This window comes from Kribbella sp. NPDC003505, assembly GCF_040610875.1.
In the GTDB taxonomy this organism is placed as follows: domain Bacteria; phylum Actinomycetota; class Actinomycetes; order Propionibacteriales; family Kribbellaceae; genus Kribbella.
This window is the reverse complement of record NZ_JBEXNA010000003.1, coordinates 26,356-47,378: the sequence shown is the minus strand read 5'-3', so window position 1 is coordinate 47,378 and position 21,023 is coordinate 26,356. Positions and strand designations below refer to the sequence as shown.

15 protein-coding genes are annotated in these 21,023 nt (G+C 70.9%); 3 read left to right on the top strand and 12 right to left on the bottom strand.

Features of this window, described 5'->3' with window-relative positions; genetic code table 11:
* The first annotated feature begins 117 nt into the window (after window positions 1-117).
* The gene (locus ABZX12_RS09280) at window positions 118-1,860 is read left to right on the top strand and encodes a beta-galactosidase (protein WP_355691407.1); all 1,743 of its coding nucleotides are present in this window, start codon (window positions 118-120) and stop codon (window positions 1,858-1,860) included.
* 115 nt (window positions 1,861-1,975) lie between these two features.
* On the opposite strand, the gene ABZX12_RS09275 is transcribed toward ABZX12_RS09280, so the two are convergent.
* From ABZX12_RS09275 to ABZX12_RS09220, 12 genes are all read right to left on the bottom strand, one after another.
* Window positions 1,976-3,301, bottom strand: coding sequence for an EsaB/YukD family protein (locus ABZX12_RS09275; protein WP_355691405.1), 1,326 nt, complete (start codon window positions 3,299-3,301; stop codon window positions 1,976-1,978).
* Window positions 3,302-3,306: 5 nt separating this feature from the next.
* The gene (locus tag ABZX12_RS09270; RefSeq protein WP_355691403.1) at window positions 3,307-4,323 is read right to left on the bottom strand and encodes a DUF6177 family protein; all 1,017 of its coding nucleotides are present in this window, start codon (window positions 4,321-4,323) and stop codon (window positions 3,307-3,309) included.
* The gene (locus tag ABZX12_RS09265; protein WP_355691402.1) at window positions 4,316-4,726 is read right to left on the bottom strand and encodes a hypothetical protein; all 411 of its coding nucleotides are present in this window, start codon (window positions 4,724-4,726) and stop codon (window positions 4,316-4,318) included. Before ABZX12_RS09265 ends, ABZX12_RS09270 begins: the two co-directional genes overlap by 8 nt.
* Window positions 4,723-8,715 (bottom strand): type VII secretion protein EccCa, encoded by a 3,993-nt coding sequence (eccCa, locus tag ABZX12_RS09260; protein ID WP_355691400.1) that lies wholly within the window; start codon window positions 8,713-8,715, stop codon window positions 4,723-4,725. The genes ABZX12_RS09265 and eccCa overlap by 4 nt, the downstream gene beginning before the upstream one ends.
* Before the next feature lie 33 nt (window positions 8,716-8,748).
* A complete protein-coding gene (locus tag ABZX12_RS09255) occupies window positions 8,749-9,066 on the bottom strand; it encodes a hypothetical protein (RefSeq protein ID WP_355691398.1) in 318 nt (105 codons plus the stop codon).
* Window positions 9,067-9,072: 6 nt separating this feature from the next.
* Window positions 9,073-9,612, bottom strand: a complete 540-nt coding sequence (locus tag ABZX12_RS09250; protein ID WP_355691396.1) for a YrhB domain-containing protein — start codon at window positions 9,610-9,612, stop codon at window positions 9,073-9,075.
* The gene (locus ABZX12_RS09245) at window positions 9,609-15,410 is read right to left on the bottom strand and encodes a toxin glutamine deamidase domain-containing protein (protein WP_355691394.1); all 5,802 of its coding nucleotides are present in this window, start codon (window positions 15,408-15,410) and stop codon (window positions 9,609-9,611) included. Before ABZX12_RS09245 ends, ABZX12_RS09250 begins: the two co-directional genes overlap by 4 nt.
* 1 nt (window position 15,411) lies before the next feature.
* Window positions 15,412-15,924: a DUF6507 family protein gene (locus ABZX12_RS09240; protein ID WP_355691392.1), complete on the bottom strand. Its 513-nt coding sequence runs from the start codon at window positions 15,922-15,924 to the stop codon at window positions 15,412-15,414.
* 10 nt (window positions 15,925-15,934) lie between these two features.
* Window positions 15,935-16,240, bottom strand: a complete 306-nt coding sequence (locus tag ABZX12_RS09235) for a hypothetical protein (RefSeq protein ID WP_355691390.1) — start codon at window positions 16,238-16,240, stop codon at window positions 15,935-15,937.
* Window positions 16,241-16,253: 13 nt separating this feature from the next.
* Complete coding sequence (locus tag ABZX12_RS09230) at window positions 16,254-16,604, bottom strand: hypothetical protein (protein ID WP_355691389.1); 351 nt, start codon at window positions 16,602-16,604, stop codon at window positions 16,254-16,256.
* A 61-nt stretch (window positions 16,605-16,665) separates the two neighbouring features.
* Window positions 16,666-17,040 (bottom strand): hypothetical protein, encoded by a 375-nt coding sequence (locus tag ABZX12_RS09225; RefSeq protein ID WP_355691387.1) that lies wholly within the window; start codon window positions 17,038-17,040, stop codon window positions 16,666-16,668.
* A gap of 56 nt (window positions 17,041-17,096) precedes the next feature.
* Window positions 17,097-17,936, bottom strand: coding sequence for an AraC family transcriptional regulator (locus tag ABZX12_RS09220; RefSeq protein ID WP_355691386.1), 840 nt, complete (start codon window positions 17,934-17,936; stop codon window positions 17,097-17,099).
* An 87-nt stretch (window positions 17,937-18,023) separates the two neighbouring features.
* Between ABZX12_RS09220 and ABZX12_RS09215 the strand changes: the two genes are divergently transcribed.
* Together ABZX12_RS09215 and ABZX12_RS09210 are read left to right on the top strand one after the other, a co-directional pair.
* Complete coding sequence (locus ABZX12_RS09215; RefSeq protein WP_355691384.1) at window positions 18,024-18,863, top strand: phytanoyl-CoA dioxygenase family protein; 840 nt, start codon at window positions 18,024-18,026, stop codon at window positions 18,861-18,863.
* 112 nt (window positions 18,864-18,975) lie between these two features.
* A complete protein-coding gene (locus tag ABZX12_RS09210; protein WP_355691382.1) occupies window positions 18,976-20,877 on the top strand; it encodes a DUF222 domain-containing protein in 1,902 nt (633 codons plus the stop codon).
* The last annotated feature ends 146 nt before the right edge of the window (window positions 20,878-21,023 follow it).

Below are 21,023 nucleotides of genomic sequence, written 5' to 3'. Positions count from 1 at the left end.
TGTGCTGGTCCCGGTGCTGGTCCCGGTGGACATACGTGACGCCGACAAGTTACCGTCCTGACGACGATGTTTACGTAAACAACGTCACCAGCACGGCTCGACAAGAGATGAGAACCCATGCCTGACTTCGCCATCGGTGAGGCCGACTTCCTCCTGGACGGCCGGCCCTTCCAGATCATTTCCGGTGCGCTGCACTACTTCCGGATCCATCCGGACAGCTGGGCCGACCGGATCGAGAAGGCCCGGCTGATGGGACTCAACACCATCGAGACCTACGTCCCCTGGAACCTGCACAGCCCGCGGCCGGGCGTCTTCGACACCTCCGGACTGCTCGACCTCGGGCGCTTCCTCCGCGAAGTCGCGGCCGCCGGGCTGTACGCGATCGTGCGGCCGGGACCGTACATCTGCGCCGAGCTGGACAACGGCGGGCTCCCGGCATGGCTCTTCCGGGACAGTAGTGTCGGCGTCCGCCGGTACGAGCCGGGCTTCATGTCCGCGGTCACGCAGTACCTGCAGGACGTGCTGGAGATCGTCGGCCCGCTGCAGATCGACCGGGGCGGCCCGGTGCTGCTCGTCCAGGTGGAGAACGAGTACGGCGCCTTCGGCGACGACCAGACCTACTTGAAGGCCGTGGCCGAGGTCATCCGGGGCGCGGGCACGACCGTTCCGCTCGTCACCGTGGACCAGCCGACCGACGCGATGCTCGCCGCCGGCGGACTGGACGGCGTACTGCGGACCGCGTCGTTCGGGTCGCGGGTTCCGTCGCGGCTGCAGGCGCTGCGCAAGCACCAGCCGACCGGGCCGCTGATGTGCATGGAGTTCTGGGACGGCTGGTTCGACTACTGGGGCGGACGCCATCACACGACGTCGGCGGCCGAGGCTGCGGCGGAGCTGGATGCGCTGCTCGCGGCCGGGGCGTCGGTGAACATCTACATGTTCCACGGAGGCACGAACTTCGGGCTGACGAGCGGGGCCAACGACAAGGGCGTGTACCGCGCGACCGTGACGTCGTACGACTACGACGCACCGCTCGACGAGGCCGGGAACCCGACCGAGAAGTACCACGCGTTCCGCGAGGTGATCTCGCGGTACGCCCCGGTACCGGACGAGCTGCCGGCGATCCGGCCGCCGGCCCGCGAGTTCGGCGTCGCGCTGGCCGATCCGATCGGGCTCCTGCAGGGCTGCGGCGGCACCTGGTCCGAGCACGTCGCGCTGCCCACGCTCGACGACCTCGAGGCGCGGCTGGCGATCTTCCGCACCGAGCTCCGCGGCGGCGGGCCGGCGTTGCTGACGTTCGGCGAGGTCCGCGACCGTGTCCAGGTGTTCCTCGACGGTGCGCCGGTCGGCGTCCTGGAACGGGAACGGCACGAGCGGGCGATCATGCTCCCGCACACGCGCGGCCGGCTCGAGCTCGTCGTCGAGGACCAGGGCCGGGTCAACTACGGACCGCGGATCGGTGAGCCGAAGGGGCTGATCGGCCCGGTACGCCTGGGCGCCGACGAGCTCACCGGCTGGTCGGCGTGCGTGATCGACCTCGACAACCTTCCGCGGCTGTGGGACTCCGCCGGCCCGACACCGTCCGCGCTCGGCCTCGGGCCGACCGCGTGGCGCGCGACGTTCGAGACCGACGGCGAGTCCGACCTGTTCCTGCGAACCGATGCCTGGGGCAAGGGTCTCGCCTGGGTCAACGGCTTCTGCCTCGGCCGGTACTGGCGCCGCGGCCCCCAGGAGACGCTCTACGTACCGGCGCCGCTGCTGGCGCAGGGTACGAACACCCTCGTCGTCCTCGAGCTCGACGTCATGGACACGCCCACGGCGACCTTCACGGGCTCCGCGTCGCTCGGGTTCACCGACCTCTAGCCGGTCTTCCGGACGGTGAGCTCGAACGTCGTCAGCGCCGACGCGTCGATGGCCAGCCGGTGGACCTCCGGTCCCCACACGGCACTGAGCAGGTCGTCGCCGACAGGACACCGTATTAGGCGACACCCACGAGCTTGGCGTAGACGTCGAAGACACCGAACGCGAGCGGTACGAACGCGATCATCGCGGCCACCTCCACCGCGTCGAGCAGCTGGGAGGCCCGGGCCTGGACGTGCTGCGGCGACTCCGGGCGCATCCCGAAGGCGGCGACCATGCCGACCACGACCAGCAGCCCGACGGCGATCAGCGCGCCTCCGGTCTCCTTGCTGGACAGCTCGAAGGTGAGCACCAGCATGATGCCGAGCGCCGCCGCACACAGCACCGCGACCTCCGTCAGCAGCGGGTAGAGCCGCGCCAGGGACGCCAGCAGGAAAGCCAGCAGCACCGCGATGCTGATCGACCAGCCGTTCCAGGTGCGCAGCAAGAGCACCGCGACCGCCACCGACGAGATCGCGACCGGGACGGTCGCCAAGGCGATGCCGAGGTGCGCCGCGTTGATCGCCGCCTGGACGTCGGTGCGCTGCACCTCGCCACCCTGAGCGCGCCGGTCGTCGAGCCCGGTCAGGCCCGACATCGCCAGGCCGATCCGCGGCAGCAGCCCGAGCACCAGCACGGACAACCCACCGACGAGGACGGCGACCCGGTCCGCGTCGGCGCCGAGTTGCACACCGCCGATCCACAGCACCGCGAACGCGATCGTCACCAGGCCGCCGAGGACCCCGCCGCGAGACAGTCCTGCGCCGGCGAACAGCAAGGCGCCGATTCCCACGCCGACCGCGCCGGACGCCAGCGCCAAAGGCGTCGACCAGCCGGCCGCGAACGCCCATACCGCCAGGCCGATCGCCAGCGTGCCGGTGGCGATCGCCAACAGCGGGACGCCGACCACCGGTCGCTGGTAGCGCCCGAGCACCACGCCGACGAAGCCGGTCAGCGTGGTGACCACCAGGAGAAGAAACAGCGCCAGGTCGGATTCCGACCGGCTGACCAGGGCGATCGCGCCCGCCAGCACGCTGAGCACCAGCGCGGCACCGGCGAGCGCCCGGCGGTGCCGGGGCTGGAACGCGGTCCCTCGCCGTTCCAGGTCGTCGACCGCCTCCTCGGTGATGTCGTACACCGTCGGCGCCGGCGGCAACTCCCCCTCGGCGGCCAGCCTGAGCACCGCGCCGTCGTCGAGCCGAGCGCTCGCCAGGCTGTACTCCGGTGCGACCTGCTCACCGGTGACCGTGGTCAGGAACCTGCGCCTCGGCCACCGCTCCACCGGCTCGTCGAGCATCTGCATCAGGTCCGGCAGCAGCTTGCCGAGGGGCTCGTCGGCCGGCAGTACGGCGTCCATCCGCCGCCGCCGGCCGATCACGGTCACCCTGCTGTACGTCGTACCCATTGACCTCATCCTCTTCTGGTCGTGCCGGAGACGGCGTCGCGCAACAGGACGCCGAGTCGTTCCCAGTCCGGCACGCGGGTGCCGTCGCCGATCGGGTACCACGCGGCGGGGCGCGAGGCCGGACCGATCGGCACCGGCGTGACCGGCTGGTCGATCGGGGCTTCCTGTGGGCCGAGTGCGAGCCCGATCGGCCCGGGGAATCCGGTGAACCGCGGGTACGACGTGGTGTCGGGCGCGGCGCCCGCCGCCGTCACCAGCACCGCGACCAGCTCGACCTCCGCGGCCAGGCGTGCGATCGCGTCCCGGATCACCTGCGGATCGGGCGGTTCCAGGCCCGGCTGGGCCATCGCGAGCATGACGGTCTCCTCGACGCCCGCGGGCCGGCTGTTGATCACCGCCGAAGCGGTCGCGGGCCGGACTCCCTCGGCGTGCGCGCCGACCACGGTCAGCAAGGACGGCCGCGGCGACCGGCGATGGCAGTACGCGGTCAAGGCGGCGCGGGCGTCGGCGTTCCAGGGGCGATTCACCGGTTCCTCGGTCCCCCAGCCCGCCGGTGGCGCGCCGGTCAGTTCGGTGAACAGCAGCTCGGTGGCCCGGCCGACGAGGGTGCTGTCCAACGAGGGATAACGGACCCGGGCGAGGATCTGGAGGTTCGCCCGGACGTCCAGGTGGTCGAGGCCGGTGGTCCAGGCGTCCCCCACCTCACGACGTCCGAGCGGTGCGAACTTCCGCCCGTTCCACTCGAGCTTGAGACCCGTCAGGCCGTCGTACATCTCGTCGCCGCTGGGCGCCTTCACCACCCACAAGGCGTTGCGGGCCGAGAACAGCCGGGTCCGTGCCGGATAGCTAAGCCGGACGCCTGCCGGTGTCACCACCTGGATGCCGCGGCCCTCGCGCTGGGCGGCAGCCGCCGCGTCGAGCAGCCAGGCGGACAGGCCGACCACCGGCCGGTCCTGCATCATCACCGCCACGTCCTCGGTGATCAGGTCGACACCCGGGCTGTAGTCCAGTGCGTTAGGCATCAGCGGCTCCCATTCCGGCGGCTCCCTTTCCGGCAGCTCCCTTTCCGGCAGCCGGCGGCGGCGCCCAGATGCGGCCGCCGGCGCGATCGACCAGTTCCTCGGCGTACCGCCAGGCCAGCTGCGAGCAGCCGTCGCGCGTGGCGGCGCGGATCTCCACCCACCACATCGGCACCGGTACGTCGGCGTACGCGGATCCGAACAGCCGCAGCGGCTCACCCGGCGCCTGGATGTACATCGGGGCATCGATCGACACCAGCGGCATGTCGTCCTCGTCGCAGAGCTGGATCACCACACCGCCCGACACCGCCCGGACCCGGTGCTCGGTGCCGGTCGCCGCCAGCGCCGCCAGCGCGTCCTCGTCGGACGGCATCCGCTCCAGCAACGCCACCACGTCGTACGTCATGAAGTGCCTCCTTCTCCGCGGTGTCCCAGCGGGCCGGTACCGTCGGCGAGGGCGGTCTGGATCAGCACCGGACCATCACCGCGCCGGACGAACAGGCCCCGGCCGGCCGGGTAGCTGCCGGGCCGGGCGCCCGTGAAGATCTGTCCCTCACTCGGGTCCCCGGCCATCACCAGGCCGGCTGAACCGGACTCGAGCACCGACTGCAGGAACGGTTCGTACATCGACCGGGACGCCCCCGAGGCACGCCGGGCGACGACGAAGTGCAGGTCGAGATCGCGGCCGGACGCGACGTACGGCAGGAACGGTTCCAGCGGCGACTGTCCGCCGGTGGTGAGCAGGTCGTAGTCGTCGACCACCACGACGATCCGCGGCCCCGGCGCCGACGTACCGGATTCGTCCGGCAAGCGGCGTTCCAGCTCTGCCGCGATCGCGCTCGCCAGGCCGGCGGCCTGCCGGACGGTGGTTGCGTGACCGCCGATGTAGTCCTCGGGCAGCGACTTCACCACGTCGAGCAGCGACCGTCGCGGGTCCATCACCCCGAACACCAGCTCCGAGGACGCGGTGTACCGGTCGGCGAGCTGTTGCATCACCAGCCGGAGCAGATTCGTCTTGCCGCACTCGTTGTCGCCGAAGGCAACCAAGCTTCCGTCGTCGCCGGACAGGTCGAGCAGCACCGGCGCCAGACCGGCCTCGTCCAGCCCGATCGGCACCCGCTCCGGCTCGGTCACCGAGCTCGGCAGCGCGCGCCGACCCACCTGGAACGGCAGCACCCTGACCTGTGGCGCGAGCGCGCCGCTCCACGCGGACCTGATCGCGACCGACTGCGACTCCAGCACCTGGCTGAGGTGCGCGTCATCGGTGCGGCCGTCGACCCGCGGCAGGGCGACCTGCGCGAACAGCTTGCCCTGCGGGGTGAGCATCCGGCCCGGCCGCGCGCTCCGCAGCGTGCCCTGCAGCCGCGTGTCGATCATCGAGTCGGACGGATCGTTCAACCGCAGCTCGAGCACCGTGCCGAACAGCGACTGCAGCTGCATCCGTACGTCGTTCCAGCGCAGCATCGCCGCGACGACATGGACGCCGTACCCGCTGCCGCGCTGCAGGATGTCCGCGATCGGCTCGTCGATCTCGTCGAACTGGGTGCGGATCGCGCCGAAGTTGTCGACCAGCAGCACGACGTCCGCGCACGGCAGCTCCGGCACCTGGCCCGCGCCGTGGAGCTCGCGCAGCGTCTCCATGGTGTCGATCCCGCGATCGCGGAACACCCGCTCGCGGTGGTCGATCATCCCGCGGACCTCCTCCAGCGTGCGCCGCAGCCGGTTCCGGTCGGTGCGGATCGCGATCCCGCCGACGTGCGGCAGGTCGCGCAACGGCTGCAGACCGCCGCCGGCCAGGTCGAGACCGTAGATCGCGACCTCGGCCGGCGTATGGCTGTGCGCGAGCGCGGTGACGATGGTCCGGATCGTGGTGGTCTTGCCCGACTGCGGCCCGCCGATCAGCGCGCAGTGCCCGCCGGCCGCGGTCAGGTCGAGCCGGAACACCTCCTGCCGCTGCCGGCGCGGGTCGTCGAGCACCCCGATCGGCGGCGCCAGCTGCGGCGGCCCGACCGGGAACTGCAGGCCTCGCGGCCCCGGTCGCGGATCGCCCGCGAGCTGGTCGAGCGTGCAGACAGCGGGCAGTGGCGGCAGCCAGATCTGCGCGACTCGCTTGGCGACCGGCTTGATCTGGCTGACGAACATGTCCAGCACCGTCGGCCCTGCTGTGCGGTCGGTCGCCTTGTCTTCCTCAGCGGCCGGTGTGAGTGTCTTGAGGTCTTGCTGGTACGGCGTCAGCAGGTACGGGCGGACCACCTGGGCCGGTGTCTCCGGCTCGCGCGTGATCCGGCCGGCGTACGGGCCGGACACGTACGCCGCCTTGAACCGCTGGTACACCGATACGTCCACCTTGAGGTAGCCGAACCCCGGCAGCGGCGGCAGGTGGAAAGCGTCCGTGGTGTCCAGCACTGAACGGCTCTCGTCCTCGGAGAAGGTCCGCAGCCCCAGGCGGTACGACAGGTAGGTGTCCAGCCCGCGCAGCTGGCCGCTCTCGATCCGCTGACTGGACAACAGCAGATGGACGCCGATCGACCGCCCGATCCGGCCGATCGACAAGAAGAGGTCGATGAAGTCGGGCCGTACGGTGAGCAGTTCGCCGAACTCGTCGATGATCACGAACAGGTGCGGCAACGGCTCCAGTTCGGGCCGTTGCCGACGGAGCAGCCGGTAGTCGGTGATGTTCGCGACGTTCCCGGCATCCCGCAGTACCCGCTGGCGGCGCTGCACCTCACCGGCCAGGCTCGCGTACGCCCGCTCGGTCATGGTCGGGTCGTCGACGAGGTTGGTGATGATGCCCGCGATGTGCGGTACGCCGTCGAACGGGGCGAACGTCGCGCCGCCCTTGTAGTCGATCAGCACCATTGCCAGGTCGTCCGGGGTGTGCGTGGCGAGCAGCCCGAGGACGAGCGTGCGCAGCAGCTCGGACTTTCCCGAACCGGTCGCGCCGACACACAGACCGTGCGGGCCCATGCCGAGCTGGGCCGACTCCTTCAGGTCCAGCATCACCGCGCTGCCGGCCTGGTCCAGGCCGATCGGGACCCGCAGGAAGTTCCGCTCGCTCCGGCCCGACCACATCGTCGCCCGGTCGAGCGTGCCGGGGTCGTCGATGCCGAGCATGCCCATCACGTCGACGTCGGACGTGTACGCGTCTTCCTCCGCGGACTCCTTCGACAGCCGCAGCGGCGCCAGCATCCGGGCCACGCCCTCCGCCGTGGCGGTCGCCGTCCGGTCGGGCTGACCGGTAGCGACCAGCGGTTCGGGGCCGCGGAGGTCCTCGACCACTACTTCGTCGCCTTGCACGCAGATCCGCACCGATACGTTGCTGGGTTCCTGGGTCCGGTCGGCGACCAGATGCAGCACCGTCAGGCCGAGGATCTCCTGGGCGTCACCCGGCGCCTGGACCTCCGTGCTGACCTGCCCGTAGGTGTCGTGCAGGACCAGCAGGCGCTGGGTGAGCCGGCGGGTGTCCTGTTCCCCGATCGAACCGCGCCGTGCTTCGCTCGCCCACTTCGCCCGCTCGGCCAGATCGTCCGCGATCAAACCGGCGAGGGCTTGCGGCGAAGGAGCGATCCGGCGGAACGGGTGCGGGCCGTCCTGACGTTCCGGGTCGAGGACGTGCGGCAACCAGTTCAGCCAGTCCCAGTCCTTCATCGCCGCCGGCGGAAAGCATGCCGCGAGTTCGACGTCCTCCGGCGCGTGGAACACCGCGGACTGCAGCAGCAACGACCGTGCCACGGTCACCACGCCGTCGCGATCGCCGACCACGCTGACGTTGCCCGCCTGGTCCAGCGGCACCGTGAGCGGCATCTCCGGCATCAGCGCGAAGCGGCGTACGACGGCTTGTGCTTCCGCCATCATGAACGGATCGGGCGGATCCATCGCCGCGCCGGGGTGCTGCGTGACCGTGGCCGACCCGACCGGTATCCGGCCGGTCCCGCAACGCACCCGCAGGAAGTCCGAGTCGGTCCGCCGGCGTTCCCACAGCCGCGCCGGGTCGCGTGCGCAATCGACCAACGCGTCACTCGGCGGGTCCAGGACGCCGGCCTCCGACCGCACCGTCCGCTCGGTCTTCGCGAACTCCTCACGCAGCCGCTCCAGATAGTCCAGGTACCGCTCGCGCTGCTTGCGCCGGTCCCGGCCGGCGCGACCGCGCTGCGACATCGCCGAGCCGAGGACGCCGGCCAGCGTGGCGACCAGCATCGCCGCGCCCACCACCATGAACAGGGTGCTCCGCGTCACCGCCATCATGCCGACCGAGCCGAGGACGCCGGTGATCGGCAACAAGGCCTGCATCGGCCCGCCACCGCCGGCCTGGCCGAGCGTCGGCGGTGCCTCGATCACCTTCGGCGGCTGCTCGCCGAGATGCCGGGTGCTCCGCGCCGGGCGGTGCACTAACACGGGGATCTCCCTTCTGGTGTGAGGTGTGCGCGGTCAGCGCGATGTCGGGGTCTTGGTCGGCTTCGTGCTGTGATTCGTGGTCGGGGTTGTTGTTGGGCTTGTTGTTGGGCTTGTCGTCTGGGTGGGCTGGTTCTGTTGCTGTTTCTCCTTGGCCAGCTCGCGATCGATGAACGACCAGCCGACGCAGCCCGCGCAGATCACCGCCGCCAGCGCGACACTGGCGAACAACTTGCCGACGCCCTCGTCCAGACTGTGCCGGGCCCGCTCGGCGCCGAACAGCATCGCGTCCCGCAGCCGCTGTCGCCGTACGCTGACCGACTCGATGACCTGGTGGTTGTACTCCCGGGGCACGCCGCGTCATCCCGCCCCGCCGGCCGCGGCCAGCGCCTCGTCGACGGACCGGCGACTCGGGTGGAACTCGTACACCACGGCGTCGCGGACCAGGAACATCGTGTCGGTCAGCCCCGGCATCTCGAACAACCACCAGTCACCGATCTCGCGACAACGCCAGGTCGCCAGCTCGGCGACGGTCACCGGCCTCGCCAATTGCGTGGTCAGCCAGGCGGCCAGGGTTGCCGCGGGATCCGCTGCCTCCACCGACGTCGTGTGCTCGAGTCCGTGCTCGGCGGCGTACGCGGACAGCTGGTCGTCGTACGGCGTCGCGCTGTCGAGCATCCAGGTGTCGCGAGTCGACTTCACCACCACAATCGGGCCGCCACCGACCGGCGGCCGGCCCGCACCCGTCTCGAACCACTGCGCCGTCGACCACGCGAACACCCACGCCCAGCCGACGTCGGCCACGTGCTGGTCGTCGCCGGCCAGTCGGAGCGGTTCGCCGGTGTGCTCGATGCTGCGCAGGAACACAGCCGCCGCCGTCCTCGCCTCAGTCAGTTTCATGCCTGCTGTCCTTCGTTGCTTCCGTAGTTCGTCCGCAGGAGCTCGAGCCCGCCGCTGAACCGTTCCAGCCGGGCCCAGCCGCGCTGTTGCGGGTCGACGTAGTACACGCGGCCGTGCCGGTTGACGACCATGAAGACGTGTCCCGACGTCGGGATCCCGAGGAAGGAGCGATACCCGCAGACCAGCCCGCGGGCTCCGTCGCCGGCCGCGGCGATCTCCCGCGCGATCTCGCCGAAGTCACCGACCTCGCGGAACGTCGCGTACGGCAGACCGACCCGCTGCGCCATCCGCACCCGCTGGCTACCGTCCAGCTCCAACGGATCAACCAGCACCGCCGACGCCGGCTGCCCGCGCAAGGTCAGCTCGGCCGCGATCACCGACCCTTCACAGTTCATCCACGCCCGCCGCGGCGGCAACCCCGGCCGATCCGGATTCACCTCCAGCAGTTCCGGAAACACCTCCCCGAAGCCGACCCGCCGCCCGTTCCCCCGATGTACCACCGGCACCTCGGCACGAGTTGCCGGTGGCAACGGATTGTGGGGTGCCGGTTCGGATGTGTGGTGCGGGGCTGACTCGGTGGATGCGGTGTGCGGGTCGGGTAGTGGGGCGTGTGCCGGCGTACCGGTGGGCCCGAAGGTCTCCAGGCGGCCGTCGGGGTGACGCAGGACAGCACCGCCGGTGTGGTCGAAGACGCCGCGTCCGCCGTCCCAGAGCGTCCGGCCGGTCCGCGGGTCGACCACCTCGTACCGCACCGTGAGCTTGCCCGCTCCGTCGCCGGGCAGCGACGGCTGGAGCTCGGCCCGCACCTCGTGACCAGTCCCGATCCACCGGTCCCACTCGTCGCCCATCCGCTGCCAGGCGGACGCGTTCACGGTCGCGTCGCGCGGCACCAGGCGATCCACCGCGGGCCACGGCAGGTGCCGCCCGCGCACATCCGGCCCGACTGCCTCCCGAACCGTGACCCGCACCGCCGCACCTTCCGGCGTACTCCGGATCTCGTTGCGGCCCATCCGCTCGACGTTCCCGTCCGGCGAGCTTCCCGCCGTACCAGGATGCGGCGGCTCGGAAGGTTCGCCGGCCTGTCGGGTGGTTCCGGGGGTCGCCGGGCGCTCGGTCCGCGGGTACCGGTAGTCGATCAGGTGCGACTCGTCCGGCAGCTTGCCGAGTTCCCCCCAGCGCCCGTCCCGGCCGGGTGTCAGCCACCGCTCGCCGGGTCGCCGCATCGCCACCTCGAGCCAGCGGAGCGGCTGCGTCGACGGCGGCCACGTGCCGGTGACCGGCGCGTGCTCGTCGTACAGCCGCCGGTTGCCGTCCCACCAGCGCAGCCCTCCGCGTCGGTCGACGAACGCACCGAACGCGTGCCCACTGCCCCCGTGCCAGTCCACGCCGAGGTACACCACTGTCCCCGGCGGGCTACCGCGCAGCGACCGCTCCAGCTGGCTGTAGACCTGGGACGTGAACGCCTCCGGCGTGCCCAGCCGCGGATCGTGCCTGCGGTCCCCGGGCCGGCCGCCGAGCCACTCCCACATCTCCGCGCGCCCTTCACCGGTGCCGAACGCGTTGCCCGGGGCAACTCGCGGCTCCCCGCCCTGCAGGACCTCCGCAAACGCCCGGAACCGTTCAGCACAACCGGTCCGCGTCGCGAGCTCCTCGACCGATCCACCGTCCAGCTTGTCCGCCCAGTCGTCGACGCCCTCTATCCGGTCGTCCGGCAGCGAGTCCCGCAACCGCTGCAGCTTGCTCCCGTCCGGATCCGTGCTCTCCCACAACACCGGCCGAACCGCCGGCCGATACTCCCCAGGACCCCCCGTCCGCTGCCGATCCGACCGCACGGACTCGATCAGCTTCTCGTCCCCCGGCCGCCATTTGGCAGCCCGACTGATATCGGGATCTCCCCGACCGACCCCACCCCGCTGGTCACCGCCCCGGTCCTCCCGCCGATCACCACCCGGCGTCTCGGCACCCCGCCGACCAGGGTCGTCCTCCCCCAGCAGCCTCCGCCCGATCTCCCCCAGGTCCCCGCCGTCCTCACCACGCCCTGCACCGTCGCGATGCGCCGACCGCTCCCCCGCAAGCCCCGAACGCCCGCGCGCCTCCGGCCGCGCCGCACGCTCCGCGTTGCCCTGTGGAGCGCGGTCGGCCGAACCGCTCAGGTCACCTCCGCTCTCGTGCCGACCGCCATCGCTACCACTCGGCCCGTCACGGCCTGGCGTCTCGGCCGCACCCGCGTGGCCGGCCGCCGCGGCACCCGCGGCACTCGACTCGCCGGCGCGGTGGAGCGTGCCGTCGGGTTCGACCCTGTGTACGGGCGGGCGTTCGCCTTCGGGCAGATGGTGGAAGATCTCGGTTGTCGCATGGGACGGCAGGCCCGGGGCCGGCGTACGGCCGTGCTCGAGACCGAGTGACCGGTCGAACGTCGTCCGCGCGTCGCCCGTCAGCCGTCCGCGGATGTCGCGGCCGCTGCGGGATGCGTGCCGTACCAGCTCGCGCACGCCGGACTCGACCGAGCCGGGCGTCGGTGCCCCGCCGAGGCGGAGTTCTTCGATCTGTACGTGCGTTGGCGTGTCCCGGATCGACAGCACCGACGCCGGGCGACCGCGGCCGTCGTACGAGACGAACGACCGCCCCTTCGCCGGCACCGTGACGCCTTGGCCGTCCCCGAGGTCGACGTGCGTGTCGGCCCCGGTGTCGTTCTCGACGACCTCGACACGTCCGCCGTCTTCGCGGAATCTGTCGGCCTCCCGCACCAGCCTGCCCGCCGTGGCGCCCGGGTCGATCCCGGACGGCGAGCCTGCGACGCGCGCAGCGTGCAGATCCGCGAAGTCCCGGCGTACCAGGGCCGATGTGTTGTGGTCGAACAGCGACTCGGTCTGCTTGGCGATCTGCTGCACGTCGGGCGCCGACCACTCGGACAGACCGCTGCCGGGTAGTCGATCGGTACGGCGCCCGATGTTGTGGTGGAACTCAAGCGCGTCGTCGAGCGGCATCTCCGACGTCACGGGGAGACCGCCGTTCTCCGCGGCGTACCGCGCGATGAAGTGCTCGACCGCCGTCGCGGCGCCGGGTACACCGGCGGTGCTGCCGAGTTTGTTGAGTTGCAGCTCACCCCGGCGTACGTCGAGCGAGATCGCGGAGGCGATCCGGTCGCCCACACTGGCGACCACGGCGTACCGGTGCGAGCCGTCGAGCGCCTCCGCCAGATACTCGCGGCCCTTGCGCGCCCGGTTCTTCAGGTCAGGCGTGTTCAGCTCGGCGCGTGCCTGTCCGGCAAACATTCCGTACCGCTCGCTACCCCGATCAAGCAGCTCGATCCGGGCCCCCGGCTGCGAGTAGAACCGCCGAACCCGCGCCCCGATGAACCCAATCGCCTTCGCCGGCACACCATCACCGGTGTTCCGCTCGGGTACACCGTCACGCGAGCCGCTCTGTGCGGCGCGAGCCAGGTGGCCGGTGTCGGCGCCAGGCGCTGCATGGCCCGGTACGAACGGCGCGGGCTCCGGATACCGAGCAGCACCACGATCGTGCTCCCCGCTCGCACGCCCTCCATCCCGACCGCCCTTCGTACGGTCACGGTCCCCGCCGCCGTCTTTCGTACGGTCGCGCTCGCCGCCGTGGTCGTCCGTCGTACGGTCGCGGTCGTCGTTCGGATCGTGTTCGGGGTCGCGCGGGTTGGGGGGTTTGAGGCGGTCCGGCGTTCCGGCGTGGTCGGGGTCGGGTCGCTTGTTCGAGGGCCGCGTGCCATCGCCGGGGTGGGTGTTGGTGCCTCGGGGGTCGGGCGTGCCAGCGGGGACCTGAGTCGGGTTGACGATCGGTTCCGGGGTGCGGTCGCGACCGGCCTGCTCGCGTCCGCCGGGCATGTCCGGCTCACCTCGCCGCCGCGGTTCGTTGCGACCCTGCGGCTCATGCCTGTCCGCCGGCTCGCGCCGTTCCTGCGGGTCGCGCCGGTCTGCCGGATCATGCCGGTCCGCCGGCTCGCGTGGGTCTGCGGGGTCGCGCCGGCGCTGTGGTTCGCGCTTGCCTTGTTGTTCTTGGCGGCCTTGCTGTTCTTGGTGGCCGTCGGGTTCGTTGCGGGTGTGGTGAGAGTTGGGGGTAGTGACGGTCGGCTTGTCGGTGGAGCCGGCCTCGTGCTGGTGGCGGCCGCGGTCTGTGGTGTTCGGCTCAGGTACGCCGCTGCGGTCGTGGCCACGCCCGTCGCCGGGGTTGACGCCGCCCGGGTCCACCCGGCCCATCGAGCGGCCGGGATCGACCGGGTGGCCCGGGACGACTGTGCGGCCGGGGTCCACCGGCCGGCGTGGATCCACCGGGTGTCCGGGGTCTACCGGCTCGCCTGGAACGCTGGGACGACCGGGCACGACCGAGCGCCCGGGGTCCACGGGCCGGCGCGGATCGACCGGATGGCTCGGCACGGCCGGGCGGCCCGGGTCTACCGGCTCGCCGGGGACGGCCACGCGGCCTGGGTCTGCCGGTTTGCGGGGATCCGCCGGCTGGCCCGGGACGCCGGAGTGGGCGGGGGGTTCGTGAGGTTGGGTCGGGGTGTGGGGGTCGGGGAGTTCGGCTTCAGGGATTTCGGGGGTTTTGCCGAGGGGGACGCCGCGGTGGATGCGGACTGTTTCGCCGAGGATGGGGATGTGCGAGATGCCTTTCAGGACGTTGCCCAGGACCGGGAGTCTGGTGGCGCCGCGGATGACCGAGGCGCGGATCTCGGCCTTGAATCCCAGGTAGGCGCCGGCGGCGTCGGCGATCTTGCCGATGGTGGGGACCTTGCCGGCGAGGCCGGCGAAGCGGCCGGTCTTGGTGGCGATGGTGGCGAGTTTGCCGAGGCCGGGGACGAAGCCGAGCACGCCGGCGACCGCGCGGACCTGGTTGCCGGAGTCCCAGTCCTCGCGGATGTCGTCGATCTGCGCGTCGAAGCGGGCGTCCAGATCCTCGCCGAAGCCGTCCGGCGTGACCATGTCCATCGCGTCGCCGACACCGGGAATGGCGTGGATCAGCGCGACGAAGTCCGTCGCCGCCTCACCCCATGCGTCGAACGTCGTGTACATGTCGGCCGTTTCGTGACCGAACATCGACCTGACGTGGAACTTCTCCCGCAGCAACCACTGGAGGCCGCTCATCACGGTCAGCGAGTCCACGACGTCGACGGCGAAATCGCCGACGTCCATGATCCACGGCTTGTCCCACTCCTCGTACCCGCCCCACGGCGGGTACACCGGCTCGTCCGTCTTCGAGATCACCTTCGGGCTGGGCCGGTACGGCATCCCCGGCTGCCAGTTCCGGTCCATCGTCTCCGGGTTCCAGCCGGCGCCGCCGTAGATCGCCTCGATCTTGTTGGCCCAGCGGACCTGGCAGCCGAGGATCTCGAGGACGAGGTTGCTCATCGTCTCGGCGAGCCGGTTGTTGTCCGCGATGATGTTCTCGTGGTCGTTCCAGTCCTCGCCCTCGGACGTGACCTCCCGGTCGATGACCTCGAGGAATGTGTACGCCTCGCGCTTGGTGCGTTCGAGCCGCTCGTGCAGCGGACGGACCTCGCGGACATAGCACTGCAGCGCGTTGCCGGCGTCCTTGATCGCGTTCCCGACGCGGGCGCATTCGTTGTACGCCGGGTTGATCGTCGTCATCAGCTGGTACGCCTCGGGAGCGACGTACACACCCTGCAACCGCCAGAACGCTTGGCTGACCGCGGCGCCGGTGTCGGTGATGAACTGCCCGACGTCGGACAGGTTGCGGCCGTTGGACTCGACGTAGTCGAGGTTGCCGGGGATCAGGTCCGGCAGGCCGTCGGGGTTGACCAGCGGCATATCAGGCGGCTCCGCCCGGGGTCTTGCCGGAATCCACCGTCGACGTGGCCCCGGTGCCGGTATAGGGCTCGGCCGGGCCGACCTCCTCGCTGCCCGCCTTCTCGAACTTGCCCGTCCCCGGGCGGTCCGGCGAGCCGGGTTCACGCTGGCCTTCGCGCGCCTTCAACTGCTCCTCCGACTTGCGCTGCGCGACCTGGTGCTCGCGGTCGAACGCACCGTTGGCGCCGCGCTGTGCGTTCAGCGCCATCTCGTAATGCCCGTCCAGGTAGGCGATCGTGGCATCCTTGGCGCCGGTCATCGATGCGATGACCTGGGCCGCGATCGCGTTGAACGTCCCGTTGTAGCTGATCGCGAATCCGTTCAGCGCGTCGGCGATCAGCCCGCCCGCGTTGCTCGCCGCGCCCTGAAGGTACTGCCCGTAGTTCCCGGCGTACGTCTCGAGCTTGGTCGCCTCGTCGTACGTCGCCTGCAGCACCTGGCTGACCCCTTCCGGGTCGATGTCCCAGTCCGTCATGACGCCGACATCAGTGCGGGATCTGGTTGACGGCGGAGCGGGCCTTCTTCAGCGCGGCGTCCGCCGTACGGTCGTTGGCCTGCAGGGTGTCGGTGAGCAGCTTGATGATGGCGCGCACGTCCTCGGCGGCTTTGCTGAACGCCGACTCGATGCTGCGGTACTCCTCGGTGACGTCCGAGATGGACGCGTCCGACAGCAACACCTGGACCGATCGCTCGTGCTGGCCGATCAGCGAGTTGATCTGCCCGGAGAGCTGCTTGACCCGGGTCTGTACCTGCTCTGAGGCGGCGATGTCGTAGCTGTTGCGCTCGTTCATGTCCCGGTCCCCCTCAGCGTCCGCTGAATCGGCGGGCGGCGTCGGACTGACCTTCGGCCGCGCCCATGTTCTGCTTGGCCGTGGTCACCTGATCGTTCTGCGCGGCGTTCATCGCGGTCCCGACGCCGTGCTGGCCGACGGCGAGATGCGCCATCCCCGCGTTCAGGCTCGCGGCGATGCTGTCCACGTTCTGCTTGAACGCGTCGAACTGCTTCTTGCCCTCACCGCCGAACTTCCCCTCCAGCGGCGCGGCGGCCTCGACCAACTGCTTGACCAGTCCGCCCAGGTCCTGAGCGCGCCCGGCGGTCCCCTTCGCCGCCTGGTCGAACGCGCCCTGACTCATGTCCCACCGCTGACCAGCCATCCCTCGTGCCTCCCGAGCCCACTCGACGTACACAGTCGACTCAGCGTGGCGGAGGCCGCTTTCAAAACGCTTTCATCGGACTCCTGGCGCTGCGGCCGGTGACGAGCGCGGCGACAGCAGCGACGTTCGCCGCGCCGCCGGCGATCACGATGAGGGCGAGGTAGGTGTCCCGCCGCTCCGAGCAGTCGCGCGCGATCCCGAGCCGTCCCGCGGTGCCGACGCTCCGGTCGCCGGTCACGTGGTCGCCCCACGAAGTAGAGCTCTCGTCGTCGAGGTACGAGTGGTCGCTCGGCCAGCCGACCGCGATCAGCGAGCCGCAACTGACGTGCACCGCTCCCTCACCGTCGTCGTCGATGTCGAAACTCGGCCCTTTGAACAGCAGGACCGCCACTGCGACGTACAACAGCCCGGCAACAACACCCAACACGCGCCGCATTCGGCTCCCCTTCCGTCCGGTCCTGCACAGTACGACGTGCGCGGGGTCCGTCGACCTCAGGCGGATCGGTGGTGGGTGGCTCGGTAGCTGGTGGGAGGAATGCCCTTCTGCTCCCGGAAGCGGCGGTTGAAGTTGGCGAGGTTGTGGTAGCCGCTGCGGGTGGCGATCTCGGTGATCGGGAGCGAGGTGGTGGTGAGCAGACGGCAGGCGGTCTCGATGCGCAACTGGTTGACGTAGTCGGTCAGCGTGCAGCCGAGCGCGCGGCGGAAGAAGCGGCTGAACGACGTCGGTGCCATGTGGACGAGCGCGGCGACCTCCTCGAGTACGACCGGTTCGGTGTGCGCCTGCTGGAGGTGCCGGCACACCACGTCGACCCGATCCCGTACGGCGGTGCTCGGCGCGGCGGCGTACCCGGCTCCGGTGATCGGTGTCGCTGTCGCTGTCGCACCGGCGAGACGCCGCAGTACGTCGAGAAGCCGCAGCGTCTGATCCGCCGGTGCCAGCCGCGGAAGCGCGGCGATCTCCGCGTGCAGCTCGTGGCGGCCGAAGTACAGACCGCGGGCCGAGCGGCTCAGCAGACCCTGGACGGCCGCGAACTGCGGGAGCTCGAAGAAGCCGGCACCGAGGAAGTCGTGCCGGAACTGTGTCACGGCAGCCTCGGACTGCTGATCCGACGCGTAGGTATGCGGCAGATCGGGCCCGAGCAGCACGAGATCGCCCGGCAGGTACCCCTCCACATCGGTACCCACGTACCTCGTCCCGGAGCCCGCGGTGATGAGCGTCAGCTCGTACTCCCGGTGGAAGTGCCAGGCGAAGCCGAACGACCGCTCGCGCCTGGTGAAGCACGTGAACGTCGTACCGCTCGGCACTCCCGGCCGCTCGTAGCGCGGGTTCATCGGCACAGTCTAGGAGGACAACTGAGTACCGGAACCGGTCATCAGCGGCGTAGCACCCAGAGCGCCGCGGTTGGAATCGTGGAGGCCATGACGACCACCGACCTCTCCGTCGACGAGCTCGACATGCCGTACGACGGTCTGCCGCCGACCGCCACCGCCGACTTCAACCGCGACGGGTTCGCCCACCTGTCCGGCGTCCTGAGCCCAGACACCATCGCGCGGTACGAGCCGACGATCACCTCCGAGGTGATCCGGCTCAACACCCAGCACCTGCCGCTCGCCGAGCGCGACACGTACGGCAAGGCGTTCCTGCAGGTGACGAACTTGTGGCAGCAGAACGAACTGGTGAAGGAGCTCGTGTTCTCCCGGCGTCTGGCCGGTATCGCGGCGCAACTGCTGGGCGTGCACGCCGTCCGGCTGTACCACGACCAGGCGCTCTACAAGGAGCCGAGCGGCGGCATCACCCCGTGGCATGCCGACCAGTACTACTGGCCGTTGTCCTCCGATCGGTGCGTGACGATCTGGCTGCCGCTGCAGGAAACCCCGCGGGAGATGGGGCCGCTCGCGTTCGCCCGCGGCAGCCACAACTTCGCCTTCGGCCGCGACCTCCCGATCTCCGACGAGTCCGAGGAACAGCTGAAGACCGCCGTGGCCGAGCAGAGCTTCGAGGACGTCGTCGAATCGTTCGCCCTCGGCGATGCGTCCTTCCACCGCGGCTGGACCTTCCACCACGCCGGCCCCAACCGCGGCACCGAGCCCCGGCGCGTGATGACCGTCATCTACATCGACGCCGACATCCGCGCCGCCGCTCCCACCAACGACAACCAGCACGCCGACCTCGCCAACTGGATGCCCGGCACCACCCCCGGCGAGATCCCCCGATCCCCCCTCAATCCGGTCCTGTACGACACCGCCGGTCGCCACTAGCCGGAGCGATGAGGACTCGCTGGTGTTTGCTGGTTGTGGGCCCACGAAAAGCCCACAAAATAAGGGGATTCCGGCTCGGAAACTGTCGGTGGCGCCATCTAGAGTCAATGCCATGGAGCTTCTGGGTGAGCGGCCGGTGTGGTCGATGAGTGGCAGCGAACTGCTGTCCACTCTCGACGAGGTGGAGGCCGAGCTGGCCCGCCGGGAGGCGTACCGGCTGAGCGTGATCGCCGCGATCGAGTCCACCGGGTACGCCGAAGAGCTCGGCGCCCGCGACACCGCCGAACTCCTGCGCTTCCGGTACCGCCTGGACGCCCCGGCCGCCCGCCGCACCCTCCGGCTGGCCCAGGCCGCCCCGCACTACCCGGCCGTGGCGGCCGCCCTCGAGCGGACGGCCTCCTCCGCAACCGCAACCGCCGACACCGCCAACGACAGCGGACCCGAAGAGGGCGGACCGAGAGACAGCGGATCGGACGGCGGGTGGTTGGTGCGTCCGGCGCAGGCGGCCGCGATCGTGTTCGGGCTGGACCGGGTCCGCTCCCGGGTGCCGGTGGAGCACCTGGATGCGGCCGCGGAGCAGCTGGTCGGGCTCGCTGGTCATTTGTCGCCCGGCGAGCTGCGCACGGCCGCGAAGGAGATCGCCGATCTGCTGGACTCCGACGGCCCCGAACCCGAAGAGCACAAGGCCTACGAACGGGAGTCGTTGACGCTGTCGGCCGCGGACAACGGGGTGAAGTTCAAGGGTTTCCTGGCCAACGAGAACGCCGAGCTGTTGCGGGCGGTCGTGCATGCCGGTGCCCGCCCGCACAAGACCGTCGACGGCGAACACGACCCGCGGCCGCGTGACAAGCGCCAGGCCGACGCGCTGTCCACCGCCCTGGGCATCGCCGCCGCCGTGTGGGACACCACCGGCCCCACAGCCGGCCGCACCACCGGCCCCACCACCGACCCCGCCGCGGGCACCGCGGGGACCGCGGGTACAGGTGGCGCCGCGCGCACCGCGGGTACAGGGGACATCGCAGCCGTGGCTTCGGCGGCTGAGAGCGCCGAGGACACAGCCGGTGCAGCCGGTGCCGCGGGGACCGGTGGTCGGGTGGCCGGGTATGGCGCGAAGGCGACCATCACGGTCACGATCGACTTCGACGACCTCAAGGCCGCGACCGCGGACGCGGTCGGGCGCACCGTCTACAGCGGCGGGCTATCGGCCGCCACGATCCGCCGGCTGGCCTGTGACGCGAACATCATCCCGCTGGTGCTCGGCTCGAACTCCGAGCCGCTCGACGTCGGCCGCCGGGTGCGCCTGGTCACCAAGGCGATGCGCCGCGCGCTGGAGGCCCGCGACCGTGGCTGCGTGGTCTGTGGGGCGCCGCCGGTCATGTGCGACGCCCATCACCTGATCTCCTGGATCGACGGCGGCGACACCAAGGTCTCGAACCTCGCCCTGCTCTGCCGTCGTCACCACACCGACCTACACAAGGGCCGCTGGCACATCACCATCACCAACGGCGAAGTCCACGTCACTCGGCCCACCTGGGCCGAACCCGCACCCACCACCGCGCGACGCACCGCACCGCCACACGCCCAGCCACGACGTACGGCGTCTCCAGATGCCCGGGCCCGACGTACGGCACCAGTGGACACCGACGCACCGCGTACAGCACCGCCCGACGCCCAACCCGGACGCGAGGCACCGCCCCACGCCCAACCCGGACGTACGGCATCGCCGGACGCCCAACCTGGACGCGCGGCACCGCCCCACGCCCAACCCGGACGCGCGGCACCGCTCGACGCACAACCTGGACGGGCGGCGCTGTACGACGCCCAAGCTGGGCGCGCGGCATCGCTGGATGCCGGGCCGCGGCGTGCGGAACTGCCGGGCGACGGTCGGGTTGGACTCGCGGTAGCGGCGGATGTCGAGGCAGCCGGCAGCGGGGAGAGCATCCCGGACCGCTCGCGCTGGAGGGCCGACGAGGCTGTTCTCCAGCAAGCGGCTGCCTTTGCAGCCACCGGGTAGCGGGCGGACAACACAACACCTCCTCACCGCGGCCCTGCGGGCAGGAGGCTGTTGTGCTGCTGCCGGTCGGAGAGAGCGAGGAGTCCTTCCAGCGCCTCCGGCAGCGTGCGATTGTCCTGCCACCCGGGCGAACCGGCACAACTGGA

Coding starts and splice junctions, on each gene's coding strand:
- ABZX12_RS09265 (WP_355691402.1), bottom strand. CDS start 4,726: ATGACGTACGACGTGGTGGCGTTGCTGGAGCGGATGCCGTCCGACGAG.
- ABZX12_RS09250 (WP_355691396.1), bottom strand. CDS start 9,612: ATGAAACTGACTGAGGCGAGGACGGCGGCGGCTGTGTTCCTGCGCAGC.
- ABZX12_RS09280 (WP_355691407.1), top strand. CDS start 118: ATGCCTGACTTCGCCATCGGTGAGGCCGACTTCCTCCTGGACGGCCGG.
- ABZX12_RS09275 (WP_355691405.1), bottom strand. CDS start 3,301: ATGGGTACGACGTACAGCAGGGTGACCGTGATCGGCCGGCGGCGGCGG.
- ABZX12_RS09210 (WP_355691382.1), top strand. CDS start 18,976: ATGGAGCTTCTGGGTGAGCGGCCGGTGTGGTCGATGAGTGGCAGCGAA.
- ABZX12_RS09225 (WP_355691387.1), bottom strand. CDS start 17,040: ATGCGGCGCGTGTTGGGTGTTGTTGCCGGGCTGTTGTACGTCGCAGTG.
- ABZX12_RS09230 (WP_355691389.1), bottom strand. CDS start 16,604: ATGGCTGGTCAGCGGTGGGACATGAGTCAGGGCGCGTTCGACCAGGCG.
- ABZX12_RS09235 (WP_355691390.1), bottom strand. CDS start 16,240: ATGAACGAGCGCAACAGCTACGACATCGCCGCCTCAGAGCAGGTACAG.
- ABZX12_RS09245 (WP_355691394.1), bottom strand. CDS start 15,410: ATGCCGCTGGTCAACCCCGACGGCCTGCCGGACCTGATCCCCGGCAAC.
- ABZX12_RS09240 (WP_355691392.1), bottom strand. CDS start 15,924: ATGACGGACTGGGACATCGACCCGGAAGGGGTCAGCCAGGTGCTGCAG.
- ABZX12_RS09215 (WP_355691384.1), top strand. CDS start 18,024: ATGACGACCACCGACCTCTCCGTCGACGAGCTCGACATGCCGTACGAC.
- ABZX12_RS09220 (WP_355691386.1), bottom strand. CDS start 17,936: ATGAACCCGCGCTACGAGCGGCCGGGAGTGCCGAGCGGTACGACGTTC.
- ABZX12_RS09270 (WP_355691403.1), bottom strand. CDS start 4,323: ATGCCTAACGCACTGGACTACAGCCCGGGTGTCGACCTGATCACCGAG.